The following is a 22,296-nucleotide window of genomic DNA, read 5'->3' on the forward strand; positions in this document are numbered from 1 at the left end:
CCTCGTTACTCCTACGCTGCCCTGGCCCTAGAACCGTTGTGGGAAATATCCGACTGTCGTACTCGGATATATAGGTTCTGCCATGCCGTGATCAAGCGTTCGATCTCGGTGTCCCTTGTATTCCAGCCCAGGCTGATCCTGGTCGCACAGGAAGCTTCCGCCGCCGGCACGCCCATCGCCTCCAGGACGGAAGAGCGCTGCACCTTGCCCGACGAACAGGCCGCCCCCGCGCTGATGCAGACACCGGCAAGATCGAGCGCCATGACCTGGGTCTCGGCGAGAACAGCCGGCATCGAAATGCAGGTCGTATTGCAAACCCTGGGCGCCTTTACGCCGAAAACTTTGGCTTCCGGCGCGATCTGGGCGAGAGAAAGTTCGAGCCGGTCGCGGAGCGCGGCCACATCGAGGCAGACACCCGCCTCGGCGGCAGCTGCACCGAAACCCGCGACACCCGAGACATTCTCGGTCCCCGCACGTCGATTGGATTCCTGCCCCCCACCCCGACGATCGGGCGAGAACGGCATACCGCTACGGACCAACAACGCCCCGACGCCCGTAGGGCCACCGATCTTGTGGGCGGAAAGACTGAGGTAGTCGACGCCGAGCCCGTGGAGGTCGACCGGCACCTTCCCGGCTGCCTGGACAGCATCGCAATGAACCAACGCCCCTGAGGTCCGCGCCAGGTGCACGACTTCGGAGACCGGCTGCAATACGCCGGTTTCGTTGTTCACCAACATCACCGACACCAGGGCCGGCTCGGCCGACGCTGCGAGCGCGCGCTGCAGAGCCGCGAGGTCGAGAACGCCATCGCTGTCGACGGGCAGGACTTCCGCCTGCGGAACGACGCGACGCACGCTGTCATGTTCGATGGCCGACACAAGCACCCGCCGGCGCCCCGCCCCCGCCAGGCCTAGATTGTTGGCTTCGGTACCGCCCGAGGTGAATATCACCTCAGCGGTCCTGGCGCCCACCAGAGACGCGACCTCACGGCGCGCCTTGTCGACGATCGCCCGCGCCTTGCGGCCAGCCCCATGGACCGACGAAGGGTTGCCGCCCACGCGCAGGGCCTCGACCATGGCGTCGAAAGCCGCCGGCCTCAGGGGGCTGGTGGCATTATGATCCAGATAGGCGAACGCGGGCATGGGGGTCGTCCGGAAAGACAGGTCGGCCTAGCTGGCCGCAGCCATCGTGTCGGAGTTCGCCACCTGAGGGGCCTCGATCAGGCGTGGCGCGAGCTTGCGCTCCAGCACGTCGAGCAAGGTCACCGAGTTCAGGAACAGATGGATCTGGTTGCCGAGTTCCTCCCACAGATCGTGGGTCAGACACTTGCTGCGGTCGGCACGGCAACCGGTCGCGCCCATTTCAGTGCAGCGGGTGGCGCTGATCGGCTCGTCGACCGCGAGAATGATCTCGGAGACCCGCGTGTCTGCGGAGCCCCTGGCGAGACGGTAACCGCCGCCGGGACCGCGCACGCTCTTCACCAGTCCGGCGCGACGCAGGCGGGCGAAAAGCTGCTCCAGATAGGACAGGGAGATTTCCTGCCGGGTCGCGATATCGGACAGGGAAACCGGCTTCACTTGCGCATGGCGTGCCAGATCGACCATCGCCATGACGGCGTAACGTCCCTTGGTGCTGAGCTTCACAGCATCCTCCTCACGGCCGAATTTGGCCGTCCTTCGCTACGGAAACGCCTAAAGTTCTTGAAAACCAAAGCGTTACTACGATATGCCAGCGCCCCAGACTGGGGCTCTGGGCAAAACCAACTGCGTAGCTCGGATTTAAATAATCCCAGTAGGTTGGTCAAGTATCAAGAATCCCCCCGAATCCGCCGCCGAATCGGTTACGACCGGAGGGTCGAATAAGGTGAAGAACCGGAGTTTCGATGCCTGACGTGATGTTTACCGGCCCCGAGGGTCGTCTCGAGGGTCGCTATCACCAGAGCAAGGAAGAACGCGCGCCCATCGCGCTGATCCTGCATCCGCACCCGCAGTATGGCGGGACGATGAATCATAAGGTGGTCTTTTCGCTGTTCCACGTGTTCGTGAACCGCGGCTTCTCGGTGCTGCGCTTCAACACGCGCGGCGTGGGTCGAAGCCAGGGACGCTTCGACAATGGCATGGGCGAGTTGTCCGACGCCGCCGCCGCGCTCGACTGGCTGCAGGGCATGAACCCCAATGCCAAGTCGTGCTGGATCGCCGGCTACTCCTTCGGCGCCTGGATCGGCATGCAGCTGTTGATGCGTCGCCCCGAGATCGATTGCTTCGTCTCGGTCGCGCCGCCCGCCAACTCCTACGACTTCGCCTTCCTCGCCCCCTGCCCCTCGTCCGGTCTCATCGTGGGCGCGGAAAAGGACGAGGTCGTGCCGCAGGCCGACATCCAGAAGCTCGTGGCGCGCCTTTCCCTTCAGAAGGGCATCACCGTCGAGTCGCGGACCATCAAGGGCGCCAACCACTTCTTCCACGACGCGCTCGACAGGCTCGCAGTCGATGTCGACAAATATGTCGCCCAGAGCCTGCTCAACCCGCCCGGCCGAGCGACCAGCAACAAGGAGCCCTGACCGGGGCTCTCTGGACTAAGGCTCGCTGAGGCGCCCGCCCGTCATCGGACGGGGGGCGCCGGTGGTCCCGGGGAACGTCAGCGGCAGGCCTTTCAGCGACCGCACCGCGAGGAAGGCGAAAGCCTGCGCTTCCAGCGCATCGCCGTCCCAACCGAGATCCGCCGCGGTAAAGACCCTGGCCCGTGTCTCGTCCGCGATGGCGCGCATCAGCGTCGGGTTGCGCGCGCCGCCGCCACAGATCACCCATTGCGCCACCGGCGCCGGAAAGTGCCGCGCGGCAAGGGCGATGGCGCGGGCCGTGCCCTGCGTCAGCGTGGCGGCACCGTCGGCGACGCTGAGGCCGTCGACCCAGGCGTCGTTGAAATCGCCGCGATCGAGCGACTTGGGCGGGGCCTTCGCGAAGAAGCGGTGCTCGGCGAAGCGCTCCAGCCTGCCGCGGTCGACCCTGCCCGCCGCCGCCAGCGCTCCATCCTTGTCGTAGCGTTGCCCGGCGCGACGCGCGCACCAGTCGTCGATCGGCCCATTGCCCGGCCCTGTATCGAAGGCGAGCAGCCTACCGTCGGCGCCGATCCAGGTGACGTTGCCCACGCCACCGACATTCACGACGGCGAGCGGCCGCGGCAGGTCCGCCGCCAGGGCGGCATGATAGACCGGCACAAGGGGAGCACCCTGCCCGCCCGCCGCCACGTCGGCGGCCCGCAGATCGTTCACGACCCGCACGCCCAGGGCCTGCGCGAGCACCGCGCCGTCGCCGATCTGCCAGGTGAAGCGCCTCTCGGGGCGGTGCGTGATGGTCTGGCCGTGGAAGCCCACGAGGTCGAGGGTCGACAGGTCCACCCCCTGCTCGCTCGACCAGCGGCGTGCCGCCGCCACGTGTGCAGCGGTCACCGCGTCCTCGGCTGCACGCGTCGCTTCCGACGGTTGCTCGGCACCGAAGACCGCACGAATGGTGCGCCGTACGTCGTCGGCATAGGGAACGGTCAGGCTCGGACCGAAGGCCGCAATGCGCTCGCCGTCGGTTTCGATGAGCGCCACGTCGATGCCGTCGAGCGAGGTGCCGCTCATCAGGCCGAGGGCCCGCAGGGGAGATGATGGCATGGCGGGAATGTGTTACACCCGCCGCCCTTCAGGAACAAACGGCCGGACGGCGAGATGGCGGACTTCAAGTCGGACTTCATGCAAATCGTGCACGAGCGCGGCATGGTGCATCAGTGCAGCGATACCGCACGCCTCGACGAACTGCTGTCGAGCGGCGTCCGCACCGCCTATATCGGCTTCGACTGCACCGCCGATTCGCTGCATGTCGGCCATCTGCTCCAGATCATGCTGCTGCGCTGGTGGCAGAAGAGCGGCCACAAGCCGATCGCTCTGATGGGCGGCGGCACGACCAAGGTCGGCGACCCATCGGGCCGCGACGAGACCCGCCAGCTGCTCACCACAGCACAGATCGATTCCAACATGGCGAGCATCAAGAAGAGCTTCGCCAATTACCTCACCTTCGGCGACGGCGCGACCGACGCGGTGATGGCCAACAATGCCGACTGGCTCGACAGCCTCCTCTACATCCCGCTGCTGCGCGACGTCGGCCGGCACTTCTCGGTCAACCGCATGCTCACCATGGACTCGGTGAAGCTGCGGCTTGAGCGCGACCAGCCACTGTCGTTTCTCGAATTCAACTACATGATCCTGCAGTCCTACGATTTCGTGGAACTCAACAAGCGCCACAACTGCATTGTCCAGATGGGCGGTTCGGACCAGTGGGGCAACATCGTCATGGGCGCCGATCTCGGCCGTCGCATGCAGGGCGCCGAACTGTTCGCGCTGACCTCGCCCCTTCTGGCGACCGCATCGGGCGCCAAGATGGGCAAGACTGCGGCCGGTGCCGTCTGGCTCAATCCCGAACGGCTCTCGCCCTACGAGTTCTGGCAGTACTGGCGCAATACCGAGGACGCCGATGTCGGCCGGTTCCTCAGGCTCTTCACCGACCTGCCGCTGACGGAGGTCGCCCGGCTCGAGGCTTTGCAGGGCCAGGAGATCAACGAGGCCAAGAAGATCCTGGCCACCGAGGTCACCTCGCTCGCGCACGGTAAGCACGCGGCCGAGAGTGCGGCCGAAACGGCGCGCCGCACCTTCGAGGAAGGCACCAAGGCCGATACGCTGCCGACCGTCGAACTGCCGCTCGCCCGATTGAAGGCAGGCATCACCGCCTTCGAACTGATGCACGAGGCCGGGCTCGCCGAGAGCCGCAACGAGGCGCGCAAGCTCATCAAGGGCGGCGGTGGGCGCCTGAACGACAAGCCGATCACCAGCGACAGCGCGACGGTGGGCGAAGCCGACCTCGATTCCGAAGGAACGCTGAAGCTCTCGGCCGGCCGTAAACGGCACGTGCTGGTGCGCGCCGTCTAGCGCCGGTCAGGGCGCGCGCTGGGGCTCCGGCGATGCGCCAGGCTGGGCGGGTGCCGCGCCGGTATTGGCGGGCGAGGTCAACAGGTCGCGCAGCGCCCCCGGCGCCATCGCCGACATCATGTTCACGTCCGTCTTAAGGTCGCCGAACGGGCCATATAGCTGGTAGGAAACCGCGAACAGTCCGCCGTCCTTGCCACCGGTCAGCAGGGTCCCGAGCAAGGGCACGTTGGACAGGAGATTGTTCAGCGCGAAGGCCGGCACCACCACACCGTTCAGCCGCGCAGTATCCTGCCCGAGGTCGATGACGCCCTGCGTGGTCAGCCCGATCGACTGACCGCTGGTGCGGCCGTTGCGCACCTGGATGAGATCCCCCGTCTTCGTCAGGTTGGCGCTCAGGCTGTCGAACTGCTGCAGGGCGTTGCCGGCGCTGCTCAACCCGTCGATCGCCGAATTAAGCGTGCCAATGTCGCGACGCGCGGTCATCCGCTGGAGCCGGAAAGGCCCCATCTTCAACGTGCCCTCCAGGGGAGGGTTTGCCCAGGTATCGTTGAACTTGCCTTCGATATGCAGGTAGCCGTTGACCAGGCCATCGATCCAGCCTGCCTCGGTGAGCAGCTGGCCGAAGTCGGCCACGTAGAAGAACAGCGTGCGGCCCTGTGCAGCCGGCGTGACCCGGAAAGTCGAGCCCTTGCCGCCCCCCATCGTCAGATCGGCGGACGCGAGGCGATCGCCAGTCATCTCAAGGCGGCCGTTGAGGTAGCCCAACGACCCTCGTTTCAGCAGCACGTTCTGCAACTGGATCGTCGCCCGGGTGCTCTGCCGCGAAACCGAAGCTGCGCCCTTGGGCTCGTGTGTCGCGACCTCGTCGCGTGCGTGCAGCATGTCGCGAACGCGCTGCAGTTCGAGCGACTGCCCCTTGATGGCGATGTCGACACCGCCCGCGCTCCTGCGCCAGTCGACGGCCACGTCGGTCTGACCGAGCGTGACCTGCGGCAGACTGATCTGCTGCACGCTGCCGTCGCTGCCGAACCTCACCTGCCCCTTGGTCTGCAGACCACTGCCGCGGCCCTCGAAGTCGGCCGTGGTGATCTTGCCACCTGGGGCGAGTTTAAGCGTCGTGGTGGCGAGTGCGTCCGTGCCGGCCTCCTTGCTCCAGGCCAGGGGGGCGACTGACAGTTTCGCGGCCTTCATGTCGAAGCGGCCGACGACTTCGCCCGTCCCATTGCTCGCGACCTGATAACTCAGCGTCGTGCCGATCGGACCCGCGACGTAGGGTTCGATCGAGGGAAATCCGGCCTTCTCGACGAGGCCCGCAGGTATCGTCCCCTTCACGTCGTACCGCCGCCGAAAGGGAGCCTTCGCCGCGAACATCTCGCGCCAGGTGACGTCGACGGCGCTGCCGTCGAGCTTGCCCTGTCCCACAACACTCAGCTCTGAATTGCCGTACTTCACGCGCGCCGTCGCGTCCGTGAGATCGACGTGGCCCAGAACGTCCTGCAGCGAAAAGGCGCTGAGTTGGGCATCCGCCGCGACCTCGATCTCCGCGACGGTCAATGCATCGATCAACGGAAAACCGAGGGAGACGTCGACCGCGACCTGCCCCCCCAGACGGCGATGGTCGTAGAGCGTCTCCTTCGGCAGGCCGAGCCGCGGCCGTGCGAGGAAGCGCATGACATCCTGCGCGGAACCGGTAATGGGCAGCCGTATCGCCGCCAATTGACCCGAGGGTTTGTCGAGCCCCGTCAGGTCGATCGTGCCGTCGGTGACCTTCAGATTGACCGCGCCGCCGCGGGCAATGTCGAAGTGCAGGCTGCCGTTTTCGTAGCGGGCCTTCCCGGACACATCCTGCATCTCGGGCATGTCCGGCATATAGCGCACGGTCAGGCCGCCGTAGTCGAGGAAGGCGACCATGCCCTCCATCTTGACGTCAGCAATGCTGTCGACGGGTGCGCTCGCCGAGAATTCGGCGGCGACGTCGACGGTCCCCGCAGTGACGTTGGCGATCGCCCACCTGCGCCCGCCTTCTGCGAATTCCAGCGGCCAGTAGTCGGCGAGCTTGTCGACCGGAATGCGCCGGATCTCGGCGCGTCCGGCGAAGTGCCGCGTGTCCGAAACACGATGACCGGCCCCGGTTACGACCACCCTCGCCGCGCCGAAGTCGAAGTCGACACGCTCGATCTTCGAGGTGTGCTGCACATTGTCGATGCTGAACCGCGCGTCCATGGAACGCACCTCATGCGCCACCGGCAAGATGCCCGGCAGGGTCACGCTGCCATTGGCGCCGGTGATGTCGACGGCGACCGTCTTGAGTTCTCCGTTGCCCGTCCCCTCGATCTGCAGGCGTCCCGACAGGGCCAGGTCGACACCGCGCAGGATGGAAAGATCGGACGAAAGATCGGCGAATATCCAGGGCTTGAATCCCGAGACCTTGGCCTCGAGCGAAATGCGGCTGCGGTCGCGCGTGTAGACCCCGGCCAGCGAGAGGTCGACGGGGTCGCCGTGCCCGGCGAATCGGGCATTGGCCGTGATGAACACCCCCGCCGCGTCGCGCCGGAGCTTCGCCGTGGCATCGGGCGCGGTCCAGGCCAGCCCCGATTTGAGATCCCGGATCGTGACGTTGGCCCGCTCGACCAGCACTGAATCCAGCTGGCCGATCAGCGATTGATAGTTCGGCTCCGCCAGCAGCTGGTCGACCAGGATCGATACGGCCTCACCCTGCGCGCCCCCTTCCGGCGACGTGAATATTCGCTGGAAAGCCCCGCCTTCGCGGGCGACATCGGCCTCGATGACGGGCCGGATGATCGTGATCGAGGTCGGCAGGAGCATGCCCTGGACGACCGAGCGCGGTTCGAAGGTCAGGGCGGCCTCGGGCGCGGTGGCGATGACCTGGCCCTGCCCGTTCGTGAAGCGCAGGCCCGTGAACGCCAGCCTGATCGGCCGGCTGATGCCGCTCCATTCGAAGAATATCCGATCGAAGTCCGGATGAATGTCGTTGCCCGGTGCGTCGATCAGCCGGGCGATCCGAGGCCTCATGAAGTCGAGATCGACGGGGCCGGCCATCAGCCTCAGCGCCGCCACGACCACCAGCGCGGTCGCGGCAAGCACCAGACCGACCGCAACACGCACAACTACCCGGCAGGTCCGCTTGACCAAACTCGACTCTTCCGTTTCTTGACGATGGCGGCGCGCTTGGGCAAGCGTTCCGCTGCATATGAGAATTTACCCGTCGACACATTGAATGTCTTGGCTTTCGACTGCCCACCTTCCGCGTCCGCACGATCCCGAACGGCAAGCCGTGGCGTGGACGCGCTGGGATGAGCGCGCCGCACGGCCCGACGATCCCTCAGCCGTCGCGCTGCTCGATGCTCTGTTCGGCAACAGTCCCTACCTGACGGAGACGGCGCTACAGAGCCCGGATTTTATGACCGATCTATGGCGTCTTGGTCCGGACGCCGCGGCCGTCGACCTGACGGCCGAACTCGCCGCCGTTCGAGGCGAAGCCTCGGCAGGTGCGGCACCAGCTGACATTGCGTCCCGGCTCCGACGCCTGAAGCGCCGCGTGGCGCTTGCCATTGCGGTCGCCGACATCGCCGGCGTCTGGCCACTCGACCGTATCACCGGCCAGCTCAGCGACTTCGCGTCGGGCTGCCTCTGCGCCCTCACCGATTCGATCCTCCTCCAACTCGAACGCGACGGGCAGCTCACGCTCGGCGGAAATCCCGACGGCGCAGCCTTCACGGTCCTCGGCATGGGCAAGCTGGGCGGCGGCGAGCTGAACTATTCCAGCGACATCGACCTGATCCTCTTCTACGACCGCGATGCGCCGGCACTGTCGGGAAACGAACAGGTGGCGCGCCATTTCGTGCGCGCCGCCCGCCTGCTGGTCCAGCTCATGTCGGAGGCGTCGGCAGACGGCTACATCTTCCGCACCGATCTGCGGCTCCGGCCCGATCCCGGCTCGACGCCGCTCGCCATGTCGGTCCAGGCGGCAGAACTCTACTACGAGAGCGTCGGCCAGAACTGGGAACGCGCCGCCATGATCAAGGCGCATCCCGTGGCTGGCAACGAAGCCGTGGGGGCCGCCTTCCTCGCCGACATGACGCCCTACATCTGGCGCAAGCATCTCGATTTCGCGGCGATCCACGACATCCATTCGATCAAGCGACAGATCGATGCCCATCGCGGCGGCGGCACGGTCAAGGTCATGGGCCACAATGTGAAGCTCGGCCGCGGCGGCATCCGCGAGATCGAGTTCTTCGCACAGACCCAGCAGCTCATCTTCGGCGGCCGCAACCCCTCCCTCCGCCTGCGCGCCACCTGCCCTACTCTGCGCGCGCTCGCGGCCGCGGGTCACGTCACTGAAAAGGCGGCGGACGAGCTGATCGAGGCCTATGGCTTCCTACGCCGCGTCGAGCATCGCCTGCAGATGATCGACGACCGGCAGACCCATTCGATACCGGCCGACGAGGCGGGCGTCGCCGCCGTCGCGACCTTCCTCGGCTATGAAACGTCGCAGGCATTCCAGGCGGCCCTGCTGCAGACCTTGCGCCTCGTCGAGGGCCACTACGCCAAGCTCTTCGAGGAGGCGCCGAGCCTCGCCGGCCCGGGCGGCAACCTGGTCTTCACGGGAACCGACGACGATCCTGGCACGCTGGAGACGCTGACGTCCCTGGGCTTCCGCGATGCCTCGGCCGCCGCCGGCATCGTGCGGCGCTGGCATCATGGCCGCTACCGCTCGACCGCGACGGCGCGCGCCCGCGAGCTGCTCACCGAATTGATGCCCGGCCTGCTGAAGGAGCTGGGCGGGACGGCTGCGCCCGACCAGGCGCTGCTGAACTTCGACCTGTTCCTCAGCAACCTGCCGGCGGGAGTGCAGCTCTTCTCGCTGTTCAAGGCCAACCCCGCCCTGCTCGAACTGCTGGCGACCATCATGGGCAGCGCGCCGGGCCTCGCCGCCCATCTCGCCCGCCGCACCCTGCTGCTGGATTCGGTGCTGTCGCCCGACTTCTACGGGCCGCTGCCGCCGGCATCCGAGATGACGGCAGATCTGGCCGCCACGCTTGCCCGCGTCGATCACGAACAGGACATTCTCGACCTGGCGCGCCGCTGGGCCAACGACCGCCGCTTCCAGGTGGGCGTCCAGCAGCTGAAGCGCATCGTGACGCCCGCAGAGGCAGGCCACGCCTATTCCGACATTGCGGCAGCCACGATCTCCGCGCTCTGCGACCGGGTGGAGCGGCGTTTCGCGGAGACCCATGGCGGCTTCCAGGGCCAGCGGCTGGCGGTGCTGGGGCTGGGCAAGCTCGGCAGTCGCGAAATGTCCGCCACGTCCGACCTCGACCTGATCTTCGTCTACGATATTCCGGGCGGCATGGAGGCGTCAGATGGGGCCAAGCCGCTGTCGCCCATCCAGTATTACACGCGGCTCAGCCAGAAGATGGTGACGGCGCTGACCGCTCATACCAACGAGGGTGCGCTCTACGAGGTCGACATGCGCCTGCGTCCATCCGGCCGCTCCGGACCGCTCGCCAACTCGCTTGAAGGCTTCGAGACCTATCATGCGCAGTCGTCATGGACGTGGGAGCACATGGCGCTGACGCGGATGCGCGTCATCCATGGCCCGCAAGCGCTGGTCGAACGCCTGAGCGAGATCGTGAAGGGCACCCTGTGTCGCTCGCGCGATCCCGGAGCGCTGGTCCGCGACGTCGCCGACATGCGAGACCGCATCGCCCAGCATGCGCCGCCCAAGAGCCTGTGGGATTTCAAGCACCTGCCCGGCGGCCTGTTCGACATCGACTTCGTGGCGCAGTACCTGGCGCTCCGTCACGCCTGCGAACACCCCGCCATCCTCGATCCGCATCCGGCCGAGATGCTGCGGCGCATGGCGTCGGCGGGGCTCATCGACCCGGCGGACGCCGACCGGCTGCGCGCCACGCGGACCCTGCTGTCGGACGTACAGAGCCTGCTGCGCCTCACGCTCAACGGCGACGAGGCGGCGTTCGACGAGACGAAGGCGCCGGAGGGACAACAGCGCCTGATCGCCGCCACCGAAGGCGCGACCGATCTGGTGGCGCTGCGGGCACGTATCGAAACCGAATCGAAGACGGTGCGTGCTATATACCAGCGCATCGTGGAGGCGCCGGCCCTGGCGGCTGGCTGGCAACCGAGGAGCAGGAAATGAGCGTCGTCGAAGGCAAGAAGGCCCCGGATTTCACCGCTGCGACCGATGGCGGCGGCACGCTCAAACTGTCGGCCCTGCGCGGCAAGCCGGTGGTGCTCTATTTCTACCCGAAGGACGACACGCCCGGCTGCACGACCGAGGCCTGCGGCTTTCGCGACGGGGCCGCGGCCTTCAAGAAGCTGAAGGCCCAGGTGGTCGGTGTGTCCAAGGACAGCGTCGCCCGCCACGACAAGTTCAAGGCCAAGTACGAGCTCAACTTCCCGCTGGTGTCCGACGAGGACGGCAAGGTCTGCGAGAAGTACGAAACCTGGATCGAGAAGAGCCTCTACGGCCGCAAGTACATGGGCATCGACCGCGCCACCTTCCTGATCGACGGCGACGGGGTGGTCCGGAAGATCTGGCGGAAGGTCAAGGTCGCCGGCCACGTGGAAGAAGTCCAGGAAGCCCTCAAGGCGCTTTAGCAGCCTGCCGCAATAAGTTTTTCAAAAGGACTGGCGAGCAACAGTCACCACGACGCCCGATTCGGGGGGGGGGGTGCGACTCCGGCTTCGTTTGTTGCGTTTATTTCGTTTGTTTCGTTTATTCGCCGGGACTCAGGCGTTTTCAACGACCTGCCGACGGGCCGCTTTGCCGTCCCATGCGGTTCAGGCTCTTCAGCGCCCGGATCGTCTCGCGCAGGCCGAGGTGCAGGACCTTGTCGCGCCGGATCACGATGGCCAACTTGCGGTAAAGACGCGGCGAGAGCGGTCGCACCACGAGGTTGGCGCGGTCGGCGGCCTCGCGCACGGCGACCGCCGGCAGGATGGCGCAGCCCAGCCCCGCCTCCACCAGCCGCTTGATGGCCTCGACGCTGCCCAGCGCCATCTTCGGCTTGAGTTCGACGCCGCCCTGGAAGAACCATTGATCGGCCACCACCCGCGTGTGGCCGCCGGGCTCGAACATGATGACCGGCAGGCGGGCCATGATCGCGGGCGTGACCCGGTGCGGCAGCGCGACGCCATCGCGCGCCGTCACCGCCACGAACTCGTCGTCGAGCAAGGCCGTCACGTCGAGGCCCCGGCCGCTCGCGGGCAACGTCACCAGGCCGATATCCAGCGCATTGTCCTGCACGCCCTTCACGATGTCCGAGGTGTTGCCGGTGGCGATCGTGATCTCCAGCTCCGGCAGGCGCCGGCGGAGGTCGCGCAGCAGCGGCGGAAGGCGGAAGATCGCCGCCGTGGCGCCGGTGCCGAGACGGACGCGCCCAACCTCCCCGCTCCCGAACCGCGCCAGCGCTTCGAGCAGCGACGCCACGGCGCCGTCGATCCGGGCCGCATGGTCCAATAGTTCGCTGCCCGCCGCCGTCGGCATCGCACGCCTGCCCATCCGTTCCAGCAGCCGCACGCCGAGGCGCTTCTCAAGCTGACCGATCTGCTGGCTGATCGCCGGCTGGGTCAGGTTGAGATGGGAGGCCGCGGCGGAGAACGAGCCCAGGCGCACGACTTCGGTGAAGGCATGGAGGTGATCGAGATTGAGGCCGCGCATCTCAAATTCCTGCTTATGCTTTTCATAAGATAACAAGATTTTCCTTATGCCTCCACCCGCCGCAAAGTGCCCGCATGTCGCTTCACAACGGGTTTGGAGACATCGTCATGGAGATCGGTCGCTATATCGGCGCCTCGCCCTGGTCGCGCCTCCGCCAGCGCGCGGCCCTGCGCAATCTGGACGACCGGCTGTTGTCGGACATCGGCCTGTCGCGCGAGCAGGTTCCATCGGGAGGGACTGTGATGAGAACGGCGGTCGATGTGCGCGACGCCCGCGAAGGCGACATGCGCTTCGTGCAGGAAATCTACGCCCATCATGTGCGGCACGGGCTGGCGAGCTTCGAGGAGGATGCGCCCAGCGTCGCCGAAATGATCGGCCGCCGCGAAACTGTGCTGGCGCTCGGGCTGCCCTATCTCGTGGCCGAGTTGGACGGCCGCCTCGTGGGCTACAGCTATGCCACGCTCTACCGCTCGCGCCCGGCCTATCGCCACACGATCGAGGATTCGGTCTATGTCCGCGACGGCTTCGCGGGCAACGGCATCGGCCGCGAGCTGCTGTCCACGCTGATCAAGCGGTGCGAGAGCGGCCCCTGGCGCCAGATGCTGGCCGTCATCGGCGACAGCGCCAATGCGGGCTCGATCGGCCTGCATGGCAGCCAGGGCTTCCGCCCGATCGGCAAGCTCGATGCCGTCGGCTTCAAGTTCGGCCGCTGGGTCGATTCGATCCTGATGCAGCGGCCTCTCGGGAAGGGCGACCGGGCCCTTCCCTGAAGTCCACGCTCCTACTTCTTCGACGGCGACCAGCCGTAGATCTTCTGCAGCGAGCCGCCCATCAGGATCTCGCGATCGCTGTCGGACAGGCGGTCGGTGACGCGGAAGGCGTCGACGCCCTCCTTGTAGGTGAGCAACGCCACGGCGCGGGTCCAGTCCGTGCCCCACATGCAGCGATCCAGGCTGAAGGCATCGAAGATGCGGCCCAGCGGATCCCAGATATCCTTGTAGGGGAACTTCTCGTGGCTGAGGGTGCAGGCGCCGGTGATCTTCACGACGACGTTCTTGTGCGCCGCCAGCGCCAGCAACTGCGGTAGCTCGTGCCAGGGCTCCTTCGGGGCCGGCGGCGCCATCGGCTGTTCCAGGCCGAGATGATCGATCACCAGGGTGGTGTTCGGGTTGCGCTTGGCGAGTTCGGCGACCTGCGGGAGGCGACCGCGCGCCATCAGGTTGACCGGCAGGTCGTGTTTGGCCGCGGCGGCCAGGACGCGGTTGATCCCGGGGTCGGCCGCGTCGGTCGAAATCTCCGGCGTGAACATGATGCGGATGGCGACCGTGCCGTCCATTGCCGCCCAGTCGGCGATCGTGCCTTCGACCGCGGGATCGTTGGCATTGACCGGCTTGATGACGCCGAACCGGCCCGGATGCGCCTTCTGCACGCCGACCGCATAGCTCTCGTCCCAGCGGTACATCGTGTAGACCGAGACCAGCAGCGCGCCGTCGACACCGACGGAATCCATCGCCTTGATCATGTCCTCGGCGGTGACCTCTGGCGGGCCTGCAAGCACTGCCGTCCACGGGCGGCCCGGGTGGTTGCGCTCGTAGCAGTGAACCTGGGCGTCGATCGTCGGCATGCGTTTCTCCCGTGGTGAGTTGGCGAACGGTACCTTTGCCTCCGCATTTGTCATGGGAATTCGGGCGGCCCCTTCACCATGCGGTACGATTCCCGCAGCGCGATTCAGGCATCGATCCCGTAAGACTCGACGTCACGCTCACCCCTCTCCGCAGGAGGATGTTGCAATGGCCGTCGAGGGCAAGGAGTCGGTCGGACAGATCGGCATCAGCCTCATCGTTCAGGACGTGGCCGCCGCGGCCGATTTCTATCGCGACGTGATCGGCGCCGAGGAGATCCGGCGCAGCTTTGCGCACAACCCCGGCGAACCGCCGGGTCCGGAACCGCTCGGTGCAGAATTGCTCCTCTCGGGCGCTCGCCTCTATGTGGCGAAGGAAAATCCGCGCTGGCGCGAGGCGCCCCGACCCGACTGGCCACGTTCGCCTCTCTCGGCCGGAGCCTCCTCCGGCTTCCTGATCGTCTATGTCGACGACGTAGACGATGTGTTCGCCCGCGCCCTGGCCGCCGGCGCGACATCTCTTGCCCGGGGGCAAGGTCCCGAAGAAACCTACTGGGGCGACAAGGTCGTGCGCATCATCGATCCTTTTGGCCATGGCTGGGTGCTCCAGAGCCGGCTCGAAGACGTCGCAGAGGCCCATCTGGCGGTTCGCTTCGAAGCCCAACGCGACCGCCTCCGTGCAGGCCGCGCCGCGCCGCCGGCATGACCGTCGAAGCCGTGCGCGCCTTCCTGTCGGCGCATGCCCCCGATCTCGAAGTCGTCGAGTTGGAAGCCAGTACCGCCACCGTCGAGATGGCGGCACGGGGTCACGGCGTCGCGCCGGCGCAGATTGCCAAGACGCTGTCGCTGCGCATCAAGGATCGCGCGCTGCTGATCGTGACGTGCGGCGATGCGCGGCTGAACAATCGCAAGATCAAGGATGTGCTGGGCGGCAAGCCGCGCATGCTGGGCGCCGACGAGGTCGTTTCCCTCACCGGCCATCCGGTGGGCGGCGTCTGCCCGTTCGGCCTGGCGACGCCGCTCCCGGTCTATTGCGACGTTTCCCTCAAGGCTTTCGACGAAGTCGTACCCGCCGCCGGCTCGATCAACTCGGCCGTACGCATCGCGCCGGAGCGCATGGCAACCCTGGTGAACGCCGAATGGATCGACGTCTGCGACCGGCCGGAGTCTGCATGAAGCTCTTCAGCGCCATCGCCGTCCAGGGCGTCGTCGAGCCGCTGATCCCTGCCTTCGAGCAGGCGCACGGCTGCAGGCTCGACGTCACCTGGGCCACGGCGCCCCTGCTCCTGAAGCGGCTACAAGCCGGCGAGAAGGCCGACGCGCTGATCCTCAACCGTGCGGTCACCGACACGCTGCTTGCCTCGGGCGGGATCGTCGCCGGGTCCGATGCCGTGATCGCCAGCTCCGCCACCGCCATTGCGGTGCGCGCGGGCGCGCCGAAGCCCGACATTTCCACGCCGGATGCCTTGAAGCGCACGCTGCTGGAAGCCAGGGCGATCTCCTACACCGATCCCGCGGCCGGCGGCGCGAGCGGCATCTATTTCGCGAAGCTGCTGGAGAAGATGGGCATCGCGGACGAGATCAACGCCAAGACGAAGTTCCCGCCACCCTCGGGCTACTCGGCCATGTTCCTGCCGACCGGCGAGGCCGACCTCGCGGTCCAGCAGGTGCCGGAGTTGCTGCATGTTCCCGGCGTCGAGATCGTCGGGGCCCTGCCCGGCGATCTGCACATGGTCACGGTGTTCGTGGCCGCCATTCCAACCGACAGCGCTCACCCGCTGTTGGCCGGGGCGCTGATCGAAAGCCTGCGCACGACCGAAGCGAAAGCCCTCTTCCGCGCAAAAGGCCTTGAGCCGGGCTGATCCGGCTCAGGCCTTCACGACCTTCTGCTCTTCCAGCCGGTCGGTGGCCGGCGGCGGGGTGCGCGAGAGGTCGGCGATTTCGGCGCGCAGCTCCGGCGTCATGTCGACGTTCACCGACGCGAGCGAGTCCTTGAGCTGGTCGAGATTGCGCGCACCGATGATCGGCGCGGTGATGGCGGGATGCGCCCCCACCCAGGCGATGGCGGCGCTGACCGGATGCAGCCCCTTCTGCTGGCAAAGGGCGACGTACTTTTCGGCCGTCTCGAAGGCCCATTCCTCGCCGTAGCGCGCCTCATACATCTTGTTGGTCTTGAGCCGGCCGGAAGCCTGCCCGAAATACTTGCCCGACAGGAGACCGGCGGCCGCGGGGCTGTACGGCATGACACCGATGCCGTTGGCCGCCGCCATCGGCAGCAGCTCGACCTCGGCCTGGCGCTTCACCAGATTGTACATCGGCTGGATGACCTGCAGGCGGGCCCAGTTGTTGCGCTCCTGGATGTCGACCGCGCGCTGGGTCTGCCAGGCCGACCAGTTGCTGACCGCGGGATAGATCACCTTGCCCGCGCGCACGAGGTCCTCGAGGCCGCGCATCATCTCGTCGATCGGCGTCACCGGATCGAAGCGATGCAGGAACAGCACGTCGATCCGGTCGGTCTGCAGGCGGCGCAGGCTCGCCTCTACGGCCTGCACGACGTGGCGCCGGTTGGCGCCGCCCGCGTTCACGTCGGGGCCCGTCTTGTTGAAGCACTTGGTGCTGATCACCAGGTCGTTGCGATGATCCTTCGCCAGCCGGCCCAGGATCTCCTCGGACTTGCCCTTGTTGTACTCGTTGGCCGTGTCGAAGAAGTTGATGCCGGCGTCGCGCACCGCCTTGTACATCGAAGCCGAAGTGGCCTCGTCGGCGTCGCCGCCGAAGGACATGGTGCCGAAGCAGAGTTGCGAGACGTGGATGCCGGTCCGGCCGAGGAGCTTGGTTTTCATGGCTGTCTTCTAGCATGCGGCGACACGGTTCGGCAGCCGCCATGGAAAACCACGCCGCTTCCCCTTATGAGAATCCCGACGAGTTCGAGCAGGGTGTGTCGTGGCGAGAAAGACAATCGCGAAGAAGCCGAAGGCCGCCGCGCCGCGGCGCAGCAAGGCCAGCCGTCCCAACCTGCCGGAACGCATCCTCGACGTCGCGGAAGAACTGTTCGGGCGAGTCGGCTACGGCGGCGCGACCACGCGGGCCATTGCCAGCCGCGCCCGCGTGAACGTCGGCCAGCTCCACTACTATTTCGAGTCCAAGCGCGCGATCTTCGAGGCGGTGGTGGCGCGGCACGGCAAGGAAGTGACCGAGCGGCGGCGCCAGCTCCTGCTGGAGGCCAAGGCTCGCTATCCGCGCGGGATCGTCCCGCTCGCCGTGCTGGTCGATGCGCTGGTCCGCCCCCTGCTGATGGCCGAGCCGCGGGCCGGCGGGCGCCGGGCCTCCATGCAGATGCACGCCCGCCTCTTCACCGATCCCGACGACACCGCCAGCCTCGTACGGGCCGGCATCTACGACGAGACCAACGCGCTCTACGTCGACGCCATCCGGCGCGCCTTGCCGAAGATCCCGGCGAAGACGCTCTACTGGCGCTACTATTTCATGATGGGCGCCTACGTCTGGACCCTGCTGCAGCCCGGCCGCCTGGAGGCGATCTCCCAGGGCCGCTGCGATCCCGCGGACATGGAAACCGCCATCCGCGAGATCGTGCCCTTCGTCTGCGCCGGACTCGCCGCGCCGGTCGGGCGTTAGAGGCTTTCCGACTCAAGTCGGCAACTCAAACACGACCTCACCCTTGTAAGTCGGCGTCTGCCGGATCGGCTAGACTAGCCGGCGCGGTGGCGGCGGGTAGACCGACTCACCCCGGGGCGTCGAAGCTCGTTCCTCAGCAAGGTCGCCCGTCCGTCGTTCCAGCGAACCCGAACAGTCGCGTGGGCCGCATCGCGAGCTCGCTTTCGCAAGGAAGGGTTGCCATGGAACACCGTCGCATTGTCGGCATCGACGTGTCGAAGGACCGACTGGATGTGCATGTCCTGCCGTCGCAGGAGGCCTTTGCGGTTTCCCGCGACGCAACAGGCCTCGTCGAGCTGTGCCGCCGCCTGGGCGACACGGTGGACCTCGTGGCGGTCGAAGCCACTGGCGGCTACGAGACCCTCGTCGCCGCGACCCTCTCGGACCACGGCATGCCTGTGGTGATCGTCAATCCGGCACAGGTCCGGGCCTTTGCCCAGGCGCTGGGACAGCGTGCCAAGACCGATCCGATCGACGCGTCGGTCATCGCCCGCTTCGCCGAGGCCACCCGGCCCCAGATCCGGCTGCTGCCCGATGGGGCCGCTCGCCTGCTTTCCGATCTGATGGCGCGCCGGCGCCAGATCGTCGAGATGATTGCGTCCGAACGTCAGCGCCTGTATCGCACCGAGCCGCCGCGCGTGCGCAAGAGCATCGAGCGATTGTTGAAGGCTCTTGAGCGCGAACTCGGCACTATCGACCATGACATCGATGGCGCCGTGCGCGGTTCACCGCTGTGGCGGGAGAAGGAAGACCTGCTGGCATCGGTGCCAGGCATTGGCTCGATCATCGCCAGGACCTTGCTGGCCGAACTGCCCGAGTTGGGGCGGCTCGATCATAAAAAAATTGCAGCGCTTGCCGGCCTGGCTCCCTACACACGCCAGTCCGGTCTCTGGAAGGGCAAGGCCCGCATCGGGGGCGGACGGGCGGTGGTCCGAACGGCCCTCTTCATTGGCGCCCAAGTCGCCAAGCGCTGGAACCCACCCTTGAAAACCTTCTACGAGCGCCTCATCGCCGCCGGTAAGACCAAGATGGTCGCCACCATCGCCGTCGCCCGCAAACTTCTTGTCATCCTCAACGCCATCCTCAGAGACAGGACACCATGGCAAAACGCTTGACCTCAGACACAGTCGCTGAGGAGCGGTCCGCAGGACCGCGTCTCGAAGGGCGGGAACGCGCACCTTGCCTGTTGCCCATCCTTCGAGACGCGCCGCTTCGCGGCGCTCCTCAGGATGAGGTGACGCGGGGCAATTCCGAGCCGAAAAGCTAGGCCGTCTTCACGCGGCTCTTCAGGCGGCAGCGGCATTTGTCGAACTGGTGGAGTTCCACCATGTTGCCGCACGGATCGTTGAGGAAGAGCTGCTCGGCGTCGGGGCCCGTCGCGCCCTTGAGCGACCAGTAGTCCGCACCGAGCCGGTCGAGTTCGGCCTTGGTCTCGACGATGTTCTCGACGGCCAGCGCCACGTGCGGCACCGTCGGGTCCTTGCCCGGCCCTTGCGCGAAGCGCGACGGCAGGTCGCCGCCGATCAGGTGGATCTGCCCGACGTCGCCGATGTTGATCCACATGCCGGGAATGCCCGGGATCTCCGGCCGACCCGTGTCATGCTCCAGGCCGAGCACGCCCTTGTAGAAACTCTTGAGGTCTTCGATCGTCTTGTCGTCGGCGTCGATCCGCACGCCCTGATGATGAAGTTCGAGCACCTTGATCGCCATCTCTGCTCCTCCCGAGCGCTGTCTGATTGACGCGAAGTATCGTGATCGCGCGCGACATGGTCAATCGACCAACAAATTAGGTCGCTTGACCTGAACGCGCGACGCAAGCATCGTTGCGACAAGAACAAGCGCCACGGCGCCGGGAGGAATTCGATATGCGGACCAAGCGGGCCGCCGACTGGACACCGTCGGCGACGTTGCCCAACACGCCGGTTTCGTTCACCGGCGTCACCTACGCAGAGATGCTCGACCGCGCCCGTGCGCTGGTGCCGGCGATCGCGGCCCGCGCCGAGACCTGCGAGAAGCTGCGCCGCCTGCCCGACGACACCGAGCGCGACCTTCACCGCACCGGCCTCTTCCGCATGGTCCAGCCGGCGCGGGTCGGCGGCGCCGACCTCGATGTCGGCATCCTGGTCGAGACCTGCGCGGAGATCGCGCGCGTGTGCCCGTCGACCGCGTGGAACCTCGGCAACCTCTCCAGCCATCACTGGATGCTGGGCTACTTCCATCCCGAGGCGCAGGACGAGATCTGGGACGCCTCGCCCGACGTGCTGATCGCCACCTCGCTCATCTTCCCGGCCGGCCGCGGCCGCAAGGTCGAGGGCGGCTACGAGGTCTCGGGCCGCTGGCCGCTTTCCTCCGGCGTCGACAATTCCGACTGGAACATGCTGGGCTTCATGGTGCGCGAGCGCGACGACGGCCCGCCCGTCGACCAGCGCTTTGCCCTGGTCCACCGCTCGCAGTACGAGATCATCGACACCTGGCATGCCGTAGGTCTCTCCGGCACCGGCTCGAACGACGTCGAGATAAAGAACCTCTTCGTTCCCGACCTTCGCACCATCTCGGCCTGGACGATGAACGGCAAGGCGCATGCCGGCTCGACGGTCAATCCCTCGCCGCTGTTCCGCCTGCCCATGCTGGCCCTCGGCCCCTACGTCCTGTCGGGCGTGATGCTGGGCTGCGCGCGCGGCGCCTACGAAACGGTGGTGGGCACGGCCCGCAAGCGCAACGCGACCACGACCGGCCAGCCGGTGGGTGCCAGCCAGCCCGTCCAGATCAAGGTCGCCGAGGCGAGCGTCCGCATCGATACGGCCGAGATGCTGATGCGCCGCGCCTGCGAGCATGCGATGGCGGTGGCGCGCTCCGGCGCCGACGCCGCCCACGAAGACAAGCTGCGCTACCGGCGCGACGCCTTCTTCTCCGCCCGGCTGTGCCTCGAGGCCGTCGACATCCTGATGGGCATCGCCGGATCGGGCGGCCTCCACCTCGCCGGCCCGGTGCAACGTCTGTTCCGCGATGCGCACGCAGCCAATGCGCACATCATGTTCTCGACCGACGTTCAGGGTGCATTGTTCGGACAACACGCACTCGGCATGGCCGGGCCACCGCCGCTGCTCTGACCAGAGCGGCGGCCATTAAGAAGCTCAACGACTGGGAGGAAATAAGAATGTCAGTGTCATCGTTCATCGCGAAACTGGCCGGCGCCACGGCGCTGGTCGGCCTGTCGGCTCTCACTGTCCAGGCGCAGACCTCGGGCGAGCCCGTCAAGATCGGCGCGATCGTTTCCGTCACCGGCGCCGGCGCCGGCCTCGGCGTGCCCGAGCGCAACGGCCTGCTGCTGGCCGAGAAGGACATCAACGCCAAGGGCGGCATCAAGGGCCGTCCGATCAAGATCATCGTCGAGGACGACGCGTCCAATCCCGACACCGCGCTCAGCAAGGCCAACGACCTGATTTTCGGGCAGAAGGTCCAGGCGCTGCTCGGCCCCTCCCTCACCGCCAGCACCGTCGCGGTCGGCGGCGTGACCCACGCCAACAAGATCCCGCAGATCGCCTTCACCGGCATCGGCCCGGCGGTCGAGCGCGAGCGCAAGTGCGTGGCGCACGTCCTGCCGCCGCAGCGCCTCAACGCCACCGCGCTGCTCGAATACGCCAAGAGCATCAAGGCGACCAAGGTCGGCGTGCTGCATGACGCGGGCTACGGCAACGTCGTGATGGCCGAGCTGAAGCCGCTCGCCGACAAGTACGGCGTGAAGCTGGTCGCGGTCGAGAAGTTCGAGATCGGCGCAACCGACACCACCACCCAGGCGGCCAAGGTGAAGGCGGCGCAGCCCGACGCGGTGTTCATCATCGCCACCTCGGCGACGCCGTTCCGCAACGTCAAGCAGATCCAGATCGCCCAGCCGGTGGTCGCCGCGATCGGTTCCTCGTCCTACGAATACGTGAACGCGATGGGACCGGCCGCCGACAACATCGTCATCCCCGAGTTCGTGGTCGGCGAGGATCCGCTGCCGCACCAGAAGGATTTCGTGGAGCTCTACAAGAAGACCTACAACTCGACGCCGAAGAACTACGAGGCGGCGGCCTGGGATGCGGCCCACATCATCGCCGCGGCCCTCAACAAGGCCGGCGCCGACGCCACCGGCGAGAAGCTGTGCGACGCCATGAAGGCGCCCTACACCGGCGTGCTGGCCAACTACGACTTCTCGGCCGACGACATGACCGGCATTCCGATCTCGAGCTTCGTCTTCTCGAAGCTGGTCGGCGGCAAGTACACGCGCACGCCCTTCCGCGTCGCCCAGTAGCGGTCCCGGCGGCGCAGGTCCCCTCGCGGGTCCTGCGC

At 66.8% G+C, this 22,296-nt stretch carries 20 protein-coding genes; 12 read left to right on the forward strand and 8 right to left on the reverse strand.

Features of this window, described 5'->3' with window-relative positions:
• Nucleotides 1–11: 11 nt before the first annotated feature.
• Nucleotides 12–1,142, reverse strand: a complete 1,131-nt coding sequence (locus ACQY78_RS04245) for a cysteine desulfurase family protein (protein ID WP_428683059.1) — start codon at nt 1,140–1,142, stop codon at nt 12–14.
• A 27-nt stretch (nt 1,143–1,169) separates the two neighbouring features.
• Entirely contained in the window at nt 1,170–1,643 is a 474-nt protein-coding gene (locus ACQY78_RS04250; RefSeq protein WP_428683061.1) for an Rrf2 family transcriptional regulator, read from the reverse strand.
• A 239-nt stretch (nt 1,644–1,882) separates the two neighbouring features.
• On the opposite strand from ACQY78_RS04250, the gene ACQY78_RS04255 reads away from it, so the two are divergent.
• Nucleotides 1,883–2,557, forward strand: coding sequence for an alpha/beta hydrolase (locus ACQY78_RS04255; RefSeq protein ID WP_425065551.1), 675 nt, complete (start codon nt 1,883–1,885; stop codon nt 2,555–2,557).
• Nucleotides 2,558–2,572: 15 nt separating this feature from the next.
• On the opposite strand, the gene ACQY78_RS04260 is transcribed toward ACQY78_RS04255, so the two are convergent.
• Nucleotides 2,573–3,655 (reverse strand): anhydro-N-acetylmuramic acid kinase, encoded by a 1,083-nt coding sequence (locus ACQY78_RS04260; RefSeq protein ID WP_428683063.1) that lies wholly within the window; start codon nt 3,653–3,655, stop codon nt 2,573–2,575.
• 54 nt (nt 3,656–3,709) lie between these two features.
• On the opposite strand from ACQY78_RS04260, the gene tyrS reads away from it, so the two are divergent.
• Nucleotides 3,710–4,963, forward strand: a complete 1,254-nt coding sequence (tyrS, locus tag ACQY78_RS04265; protein WP_428683065.1) for a tyrosine--tRNA ligase — start codon at nt 3,710–3,712, stop codon at nt 4,961–4,963.
• Between the two features lie 6 nt (nt 4,964–4,969).
• On the opposite strand, the gene ACQY78_RS04270 is transcribed toward tyrS, so the two are convergent.
• Entirely contained in the window at nt 4,970–8,116 is a 3,147-nt protein-coding gene (locus tag ACQY78_RS04270) for a DUF3971 domain-containing protein (RefSeq protein WP_428683067.1), read from the reverse strand.
• Nucleotides 8,117–8,201: 85 nt separating this feature from the next.
• On the opposite strand from ACQY78_RS04270, the gene ACQY78_RS04275 reads away from it, so the two are divergent.
• Together ACQY78_RS04275 and bcp are read left to right on the forward strand one after the other, a co-directional pair.
• Nucleotides 8,202–11,144: a bifunctional [glutamine synthetase] adenylyltransferase/[glutamine synthetase]-adenylyl-L-tyrosine phosphorylase gene (locus tag ACQY78_RS04275; protein ID WP_428683069.1), complete on the forward strand. Its 2,943-nt coding sequence runs from the start codon at nt 8,202–8,204 to the stop codon at nt 11,142–11,144.
• The gene (bcp, locus tag ACQY78_RS04280) at nt 11,141–11,605 is read left to right on the forward strand and encodes a thioredoxin-dependent thiol peroxidase (protein ID WP_428683071.1); all 465 of its coding nucleotides are present in this window, start codon (nt 11,141–11,143) and stop codon (nt 11,603–11,605) included. Before ACQY78_RS04275 ends, bcp begins: the two co-directional genes overlap by 4 nt.
• A 142-nt stretch (nt 11,606–11,747) precedes the next feature.
• Here bcp and ACQY78_RS04285 read toward each other — a convergent pair whose 3' ends face one another.
• On the reverse strand, nt 11,748–12,668 hold the full coding sequence (locus ACQY78_RS04285) for a LysR family transcriptional regulator (RefSeq protein WP_428683073.1): 921 nt from the start codon (nt 12,666–12,668) through the stop codon (nt 11,748–11,750).
• Nucleotides 12,669–12,775: 107 nt separating this feature from the next.
• Here ACQY78_RS04285 and ACQY78_RS04290 point away from each other — a divergent pair, with 107 nt between their 5' ends.
• Complete coding sequence (locus tag ACQY78_RS04290; protein ID WP_428683075.1) at nt 12,776–13,438, forward strand: GNAT family N-acetyltransferase; 663 nt, start codon at nt 12,776–12,778, stop codon at nt 13,436–13,438.
• Nucleotides 13,439–13,449: 11 nt separating this feature from the next.
• Here the strand turns inward: ACQY78_RS04290 and ACQY78_RS04295 are convergent, their stop codons facing one another.
• Nucleotides 13,450–14,292 (reverse strand): amidohydrolase family protein, encoded by an 843-nt coding sequence (locus ACQY78_RS04295; RefSeq protein ID WP_428683077.1) that lies wholly within the window; start codon nt 14,290–14,292, stop codon nt 13,450–13,452.
• A 166-nt stretch (nt 14,293–14,458) separates the two neighbouring features.
• On the opposite strand from ACQY78_RS04295, the gene ACQY78_RS04300 reads away from it, so the two are divergent.
• Genes ACQY78_RS04300 through ACQY78_RS04310 form a run of 3 tightly spaced genes read left to right on the forward strand, consistent with a single transcriptional unit; the run spans nt 14,459 to nt 16,151 of the window.
• Nucleotides 14,459–14,995, forward strand: a complete 537-nt coding sequence (locus tag ACQY78_RS04300; RefSeq protein ID WP_428683079.1) for a VOC family protein — start codon at nt 14,459–14,461, stop codon at nt 14,993–14,995.
• Nucleotides 14,992–15,465, forward strand: a complete 474-nt coding sequence (locus tag ACQY78_RS04305; RefSeq protein WP_428683081.1) for a YbaK/EbsC family protein — start codon at nt 14,992–14,994, stop codon at nt 15,463–15,465. Before ACQY78_RS04300 ends, ACQY78_RS04305 begins: the two co-directional genes overlap by 4 nt.
• Nucleotides 15,462–16,151, forward strand: a complete 690-nt coding sequence (locus ACQY78_RS04310; RefSeq protein ID WP_428683083.1) for a substrate-binding domain-containing protein — start codon at nt 15,462–15,464, stop codon at nt 16,149–16,151. The genes ACQY78_RS04305 and ACQY78_RS04310 overlap by 4 nt, the downstream gene beginning before the upstream one ends.
• A 6-nt stretch (nt 16,152–16,157) precedes the next feature.
• Here ACQY78_RS04310 and ACQY78_RS04315 read toward each other — a convergent pair whose 3' ends face one another.
• Entirely contained in the window at nt 16,158–17,132 is a 975-nt protein-coding gene (locus ACQY78_RS04315; protein ID WP_428683085.1) for an aldo/keto reductase, read from the reverse strand.
• A gap of 100 nt (nt 17,133–17,232) precedes the next feature.
• On the opposite strand from ACQY78_RS04315, the gene ACQY78_RS04320 reads away from it, so the two are divergent.
• Both ACQY78_RS04320 and ACQY78_RS04325 read left to right on the forward strand, forming a co-directional pair.
• On the forward strand, nt 17,233–17,925 hold the full coding sequence (locus ACQY78_RS04320; RefSeq protein ID WP_428683087.1) for a TetR/AcrR family transcriptional regulator: 693 nt from the start codon (nt 17,233–17,235) through the stop codon (nt 17,923–17,925).
• 221 nt (nt 17,926–18,146) lie between these two features.
• On the forward strand, nt 18,147–19,079 hold the full coding sequence (locus ACQY78_RS04325) for an IS110 family transposase (RefSeq protein ID WP_428676352.1): 933 nt from the start codon (nt 18,147–18,149) through the stop codon (nt 19,077–19,079).
• Between the two features lie 148 nt (nt 19,080–19,227).
• On the opposite strand, the gene ACQY78_RS04330 is transcribed toward ACQY78_RS04325, so the two are convergent.
• Nucleotides 19,228–19,674: a VOC family protein gene (locus ACQY78_RS04330; RefSeq protein ID WP_428683089.1), complete on the reverse strand. Its 447-nt coding sequence runs from the start codon at nt 19,672–19,674 to the stop codon at nt 19,228–19,230.
• A 155-nt stretch (nt 19,675–19,829) separates the two neighbouring features.
• On the opposite strand from ACQY78_RS04330, the gene ACQY78_RS04335 reads away from it, so the two are divergent.
• Both ACQY78_RS04335 and ACQY78_RS04340 read left to right on the forward strand, forming a co-directional pair.
• Nucleotides 19,830–21,074 carry an acyl-CoA dehydrogenase family protein gene (locus tag ACQY78_RS04335; RefSeq protein WP_428683091.1) on the forward strand — a complete coding sequence of 415 codons (1,245 nt, stop codon included), beginning with the start codon at nt 19,830–19,832 and terminating at the stop codon, nt 21,072–21,074.
• Between the two features lie 47 nt (nt 21,075–21,121).
• Nucleotides 21,122–22,258, forward strand: coding sequence for an ABC transporter substrate-binding protein (locus ACQY78_RS04340; protein ID WP_428683093.1), 1,137 nt, complete (start codon nt 21,122–21,124; stop codon nt 22,256–22,258).
• The last annotated feature ends 38 nt before the right edge of the window (nt 22,259–22,296 follow it).

Origin of the sequence: Reyranella sp., from assembly GCF_965279625.1 — a bacterium.
Lineage (GTDB): Bacteria > Pseudomonadota > Alphaproteobacteria > Reyranellales > Reyranellaceae > Reyranella.

What these genes read in the sequence shown, in the direction of transcription:
- ACQY78_RS04325 (WP_428676352.1), top strand. Translation starts at nt 18,147, where the DNA reads ATGGAACACCGTCGCATTGTCGGCATCGACGTGTCGAAGGACCGACTG.
- ACQY78_RS04295 (WP_428683077.1), bottom strand. Translation starts at nt 14,292, where the DNA reads ATGCCGACGATCGACGCCCAGGTTCACTGCTACGAGCGCAACCACCCG.
- ACQY78_RS04300 (WP_428683079.1), top strand. Translation starts at nt 14,459, where the DNA reads ATGGCCGTCGAGGGCAAGGAGTCGGTCGGACAGATCGGCATCAGCCTC.
- ACQY78_RS04305 (WP_428683081.1), top strand. Translation starts at nt 14,992, where the DNA reads ATGACCGTCGAAGCCGTGCGCGCCTTCCTGTCGGCGCATGCCCCCGAT.
- ACQY78_RS04285 (WP_428683073.1), bottom strand. Translation starts at nt 12,668, where the DNA reads ATGCGCGGCCTCAATCTCGATCACCTCCATGCCTTCACCGAAGTCGTG.
- ACQY78_RS04290 (WP_428683075.1), top strand. Translation starts at nt 12,776, where the DNA reads ATGGAGATCGGTCGCTATATCGGCGCCTCGCCCTGGTCGCGCCTCCGC.
- ACQY78_RS04260 (WP_428683063.1), bottom strand. Translation starts at nt 3,655, where the DNA reads ATGCCATCATCTCCCCTGCGGGCCCTCGGCCTGATGAGCGGCACCTCG.
- ACQY78_RS04310 (WP_428683083.1), top strand. Translation starts at nt 15,462, where the DNA reads ATGAAGCTCTTCAGCGCCATCGCCGTCCAGGGCGTCGTCGAGCCGCTG.
- tyrS (WP_428683065.1), top strand. Translation starts at nt 3,710, where the DNA reads ATGGCGGACTTCAAGTCGGACTTCATGCAAATCGTGCACGAGCGCGGC.
- ACQY78_RS04255 (WP_425065551.1), top strand. Translation starts at nt 1,883, where the DNA reads ATGCCTGACGTGATGTTTACCGGCCCCGAGGGTCGTCTCGAGGGTCGC.
- ACQY78_RS04245 (WP_428683059.1), bottom strand. Translation starts at nt 1,142, where the DNA reads ATGCCCGCGTTCGCCTATCTGGATCATAATGCCACCAGCCCCCTGAGG.
- ACQY78_RS04275 (WP_428683069.1), top strand. Translation starts at nt 8,202, where the DNA reads ATGTCTTGGCTTTCGACTGCCCACCTTCCGCGTCCGCACGATCCCGAA.
- ACQY78_RS04330 (WP_428683089.1), bottom strand. Translation starts at nt 19,674, where the DNA reads ATGGCGATCAAGGTGCTCGAACTTCATCATCAGGGCGTGCGGATCGAC.
- bcp (WP_428683071.1), top strand. Translation starts at nt 11,141, where the DNA reads ATGAGCGTCGTCGAAGGCAAGAAGGCCCCGGATTTCACCGCTGCGACC.
- ACQY78_RS04335 (WP_428683091.1), top strand. Translation starts at nt 19,830, where the DNA reads ATGCGGACCAAGCGGGCCGCCGACTGGACACCGTCGGCGACGTTGCCC.
- ACQY78_RS04340 (WP_428683093.1), top strand. Translation starts at nt 21,122, where the DNA reads ATGTCAGTGTCATCGTTCATCGCGAAACTGGCCGGCGCCACGGCGCTG.
- ACQY78_RS04315 (WP_428683085.1), bottom strand. Translation starts at nt 17,132, where the DNA reads ATGAAAACCAAGCTCCTCGGCCGGACCGGCATCCACGTCTCGCAACTC.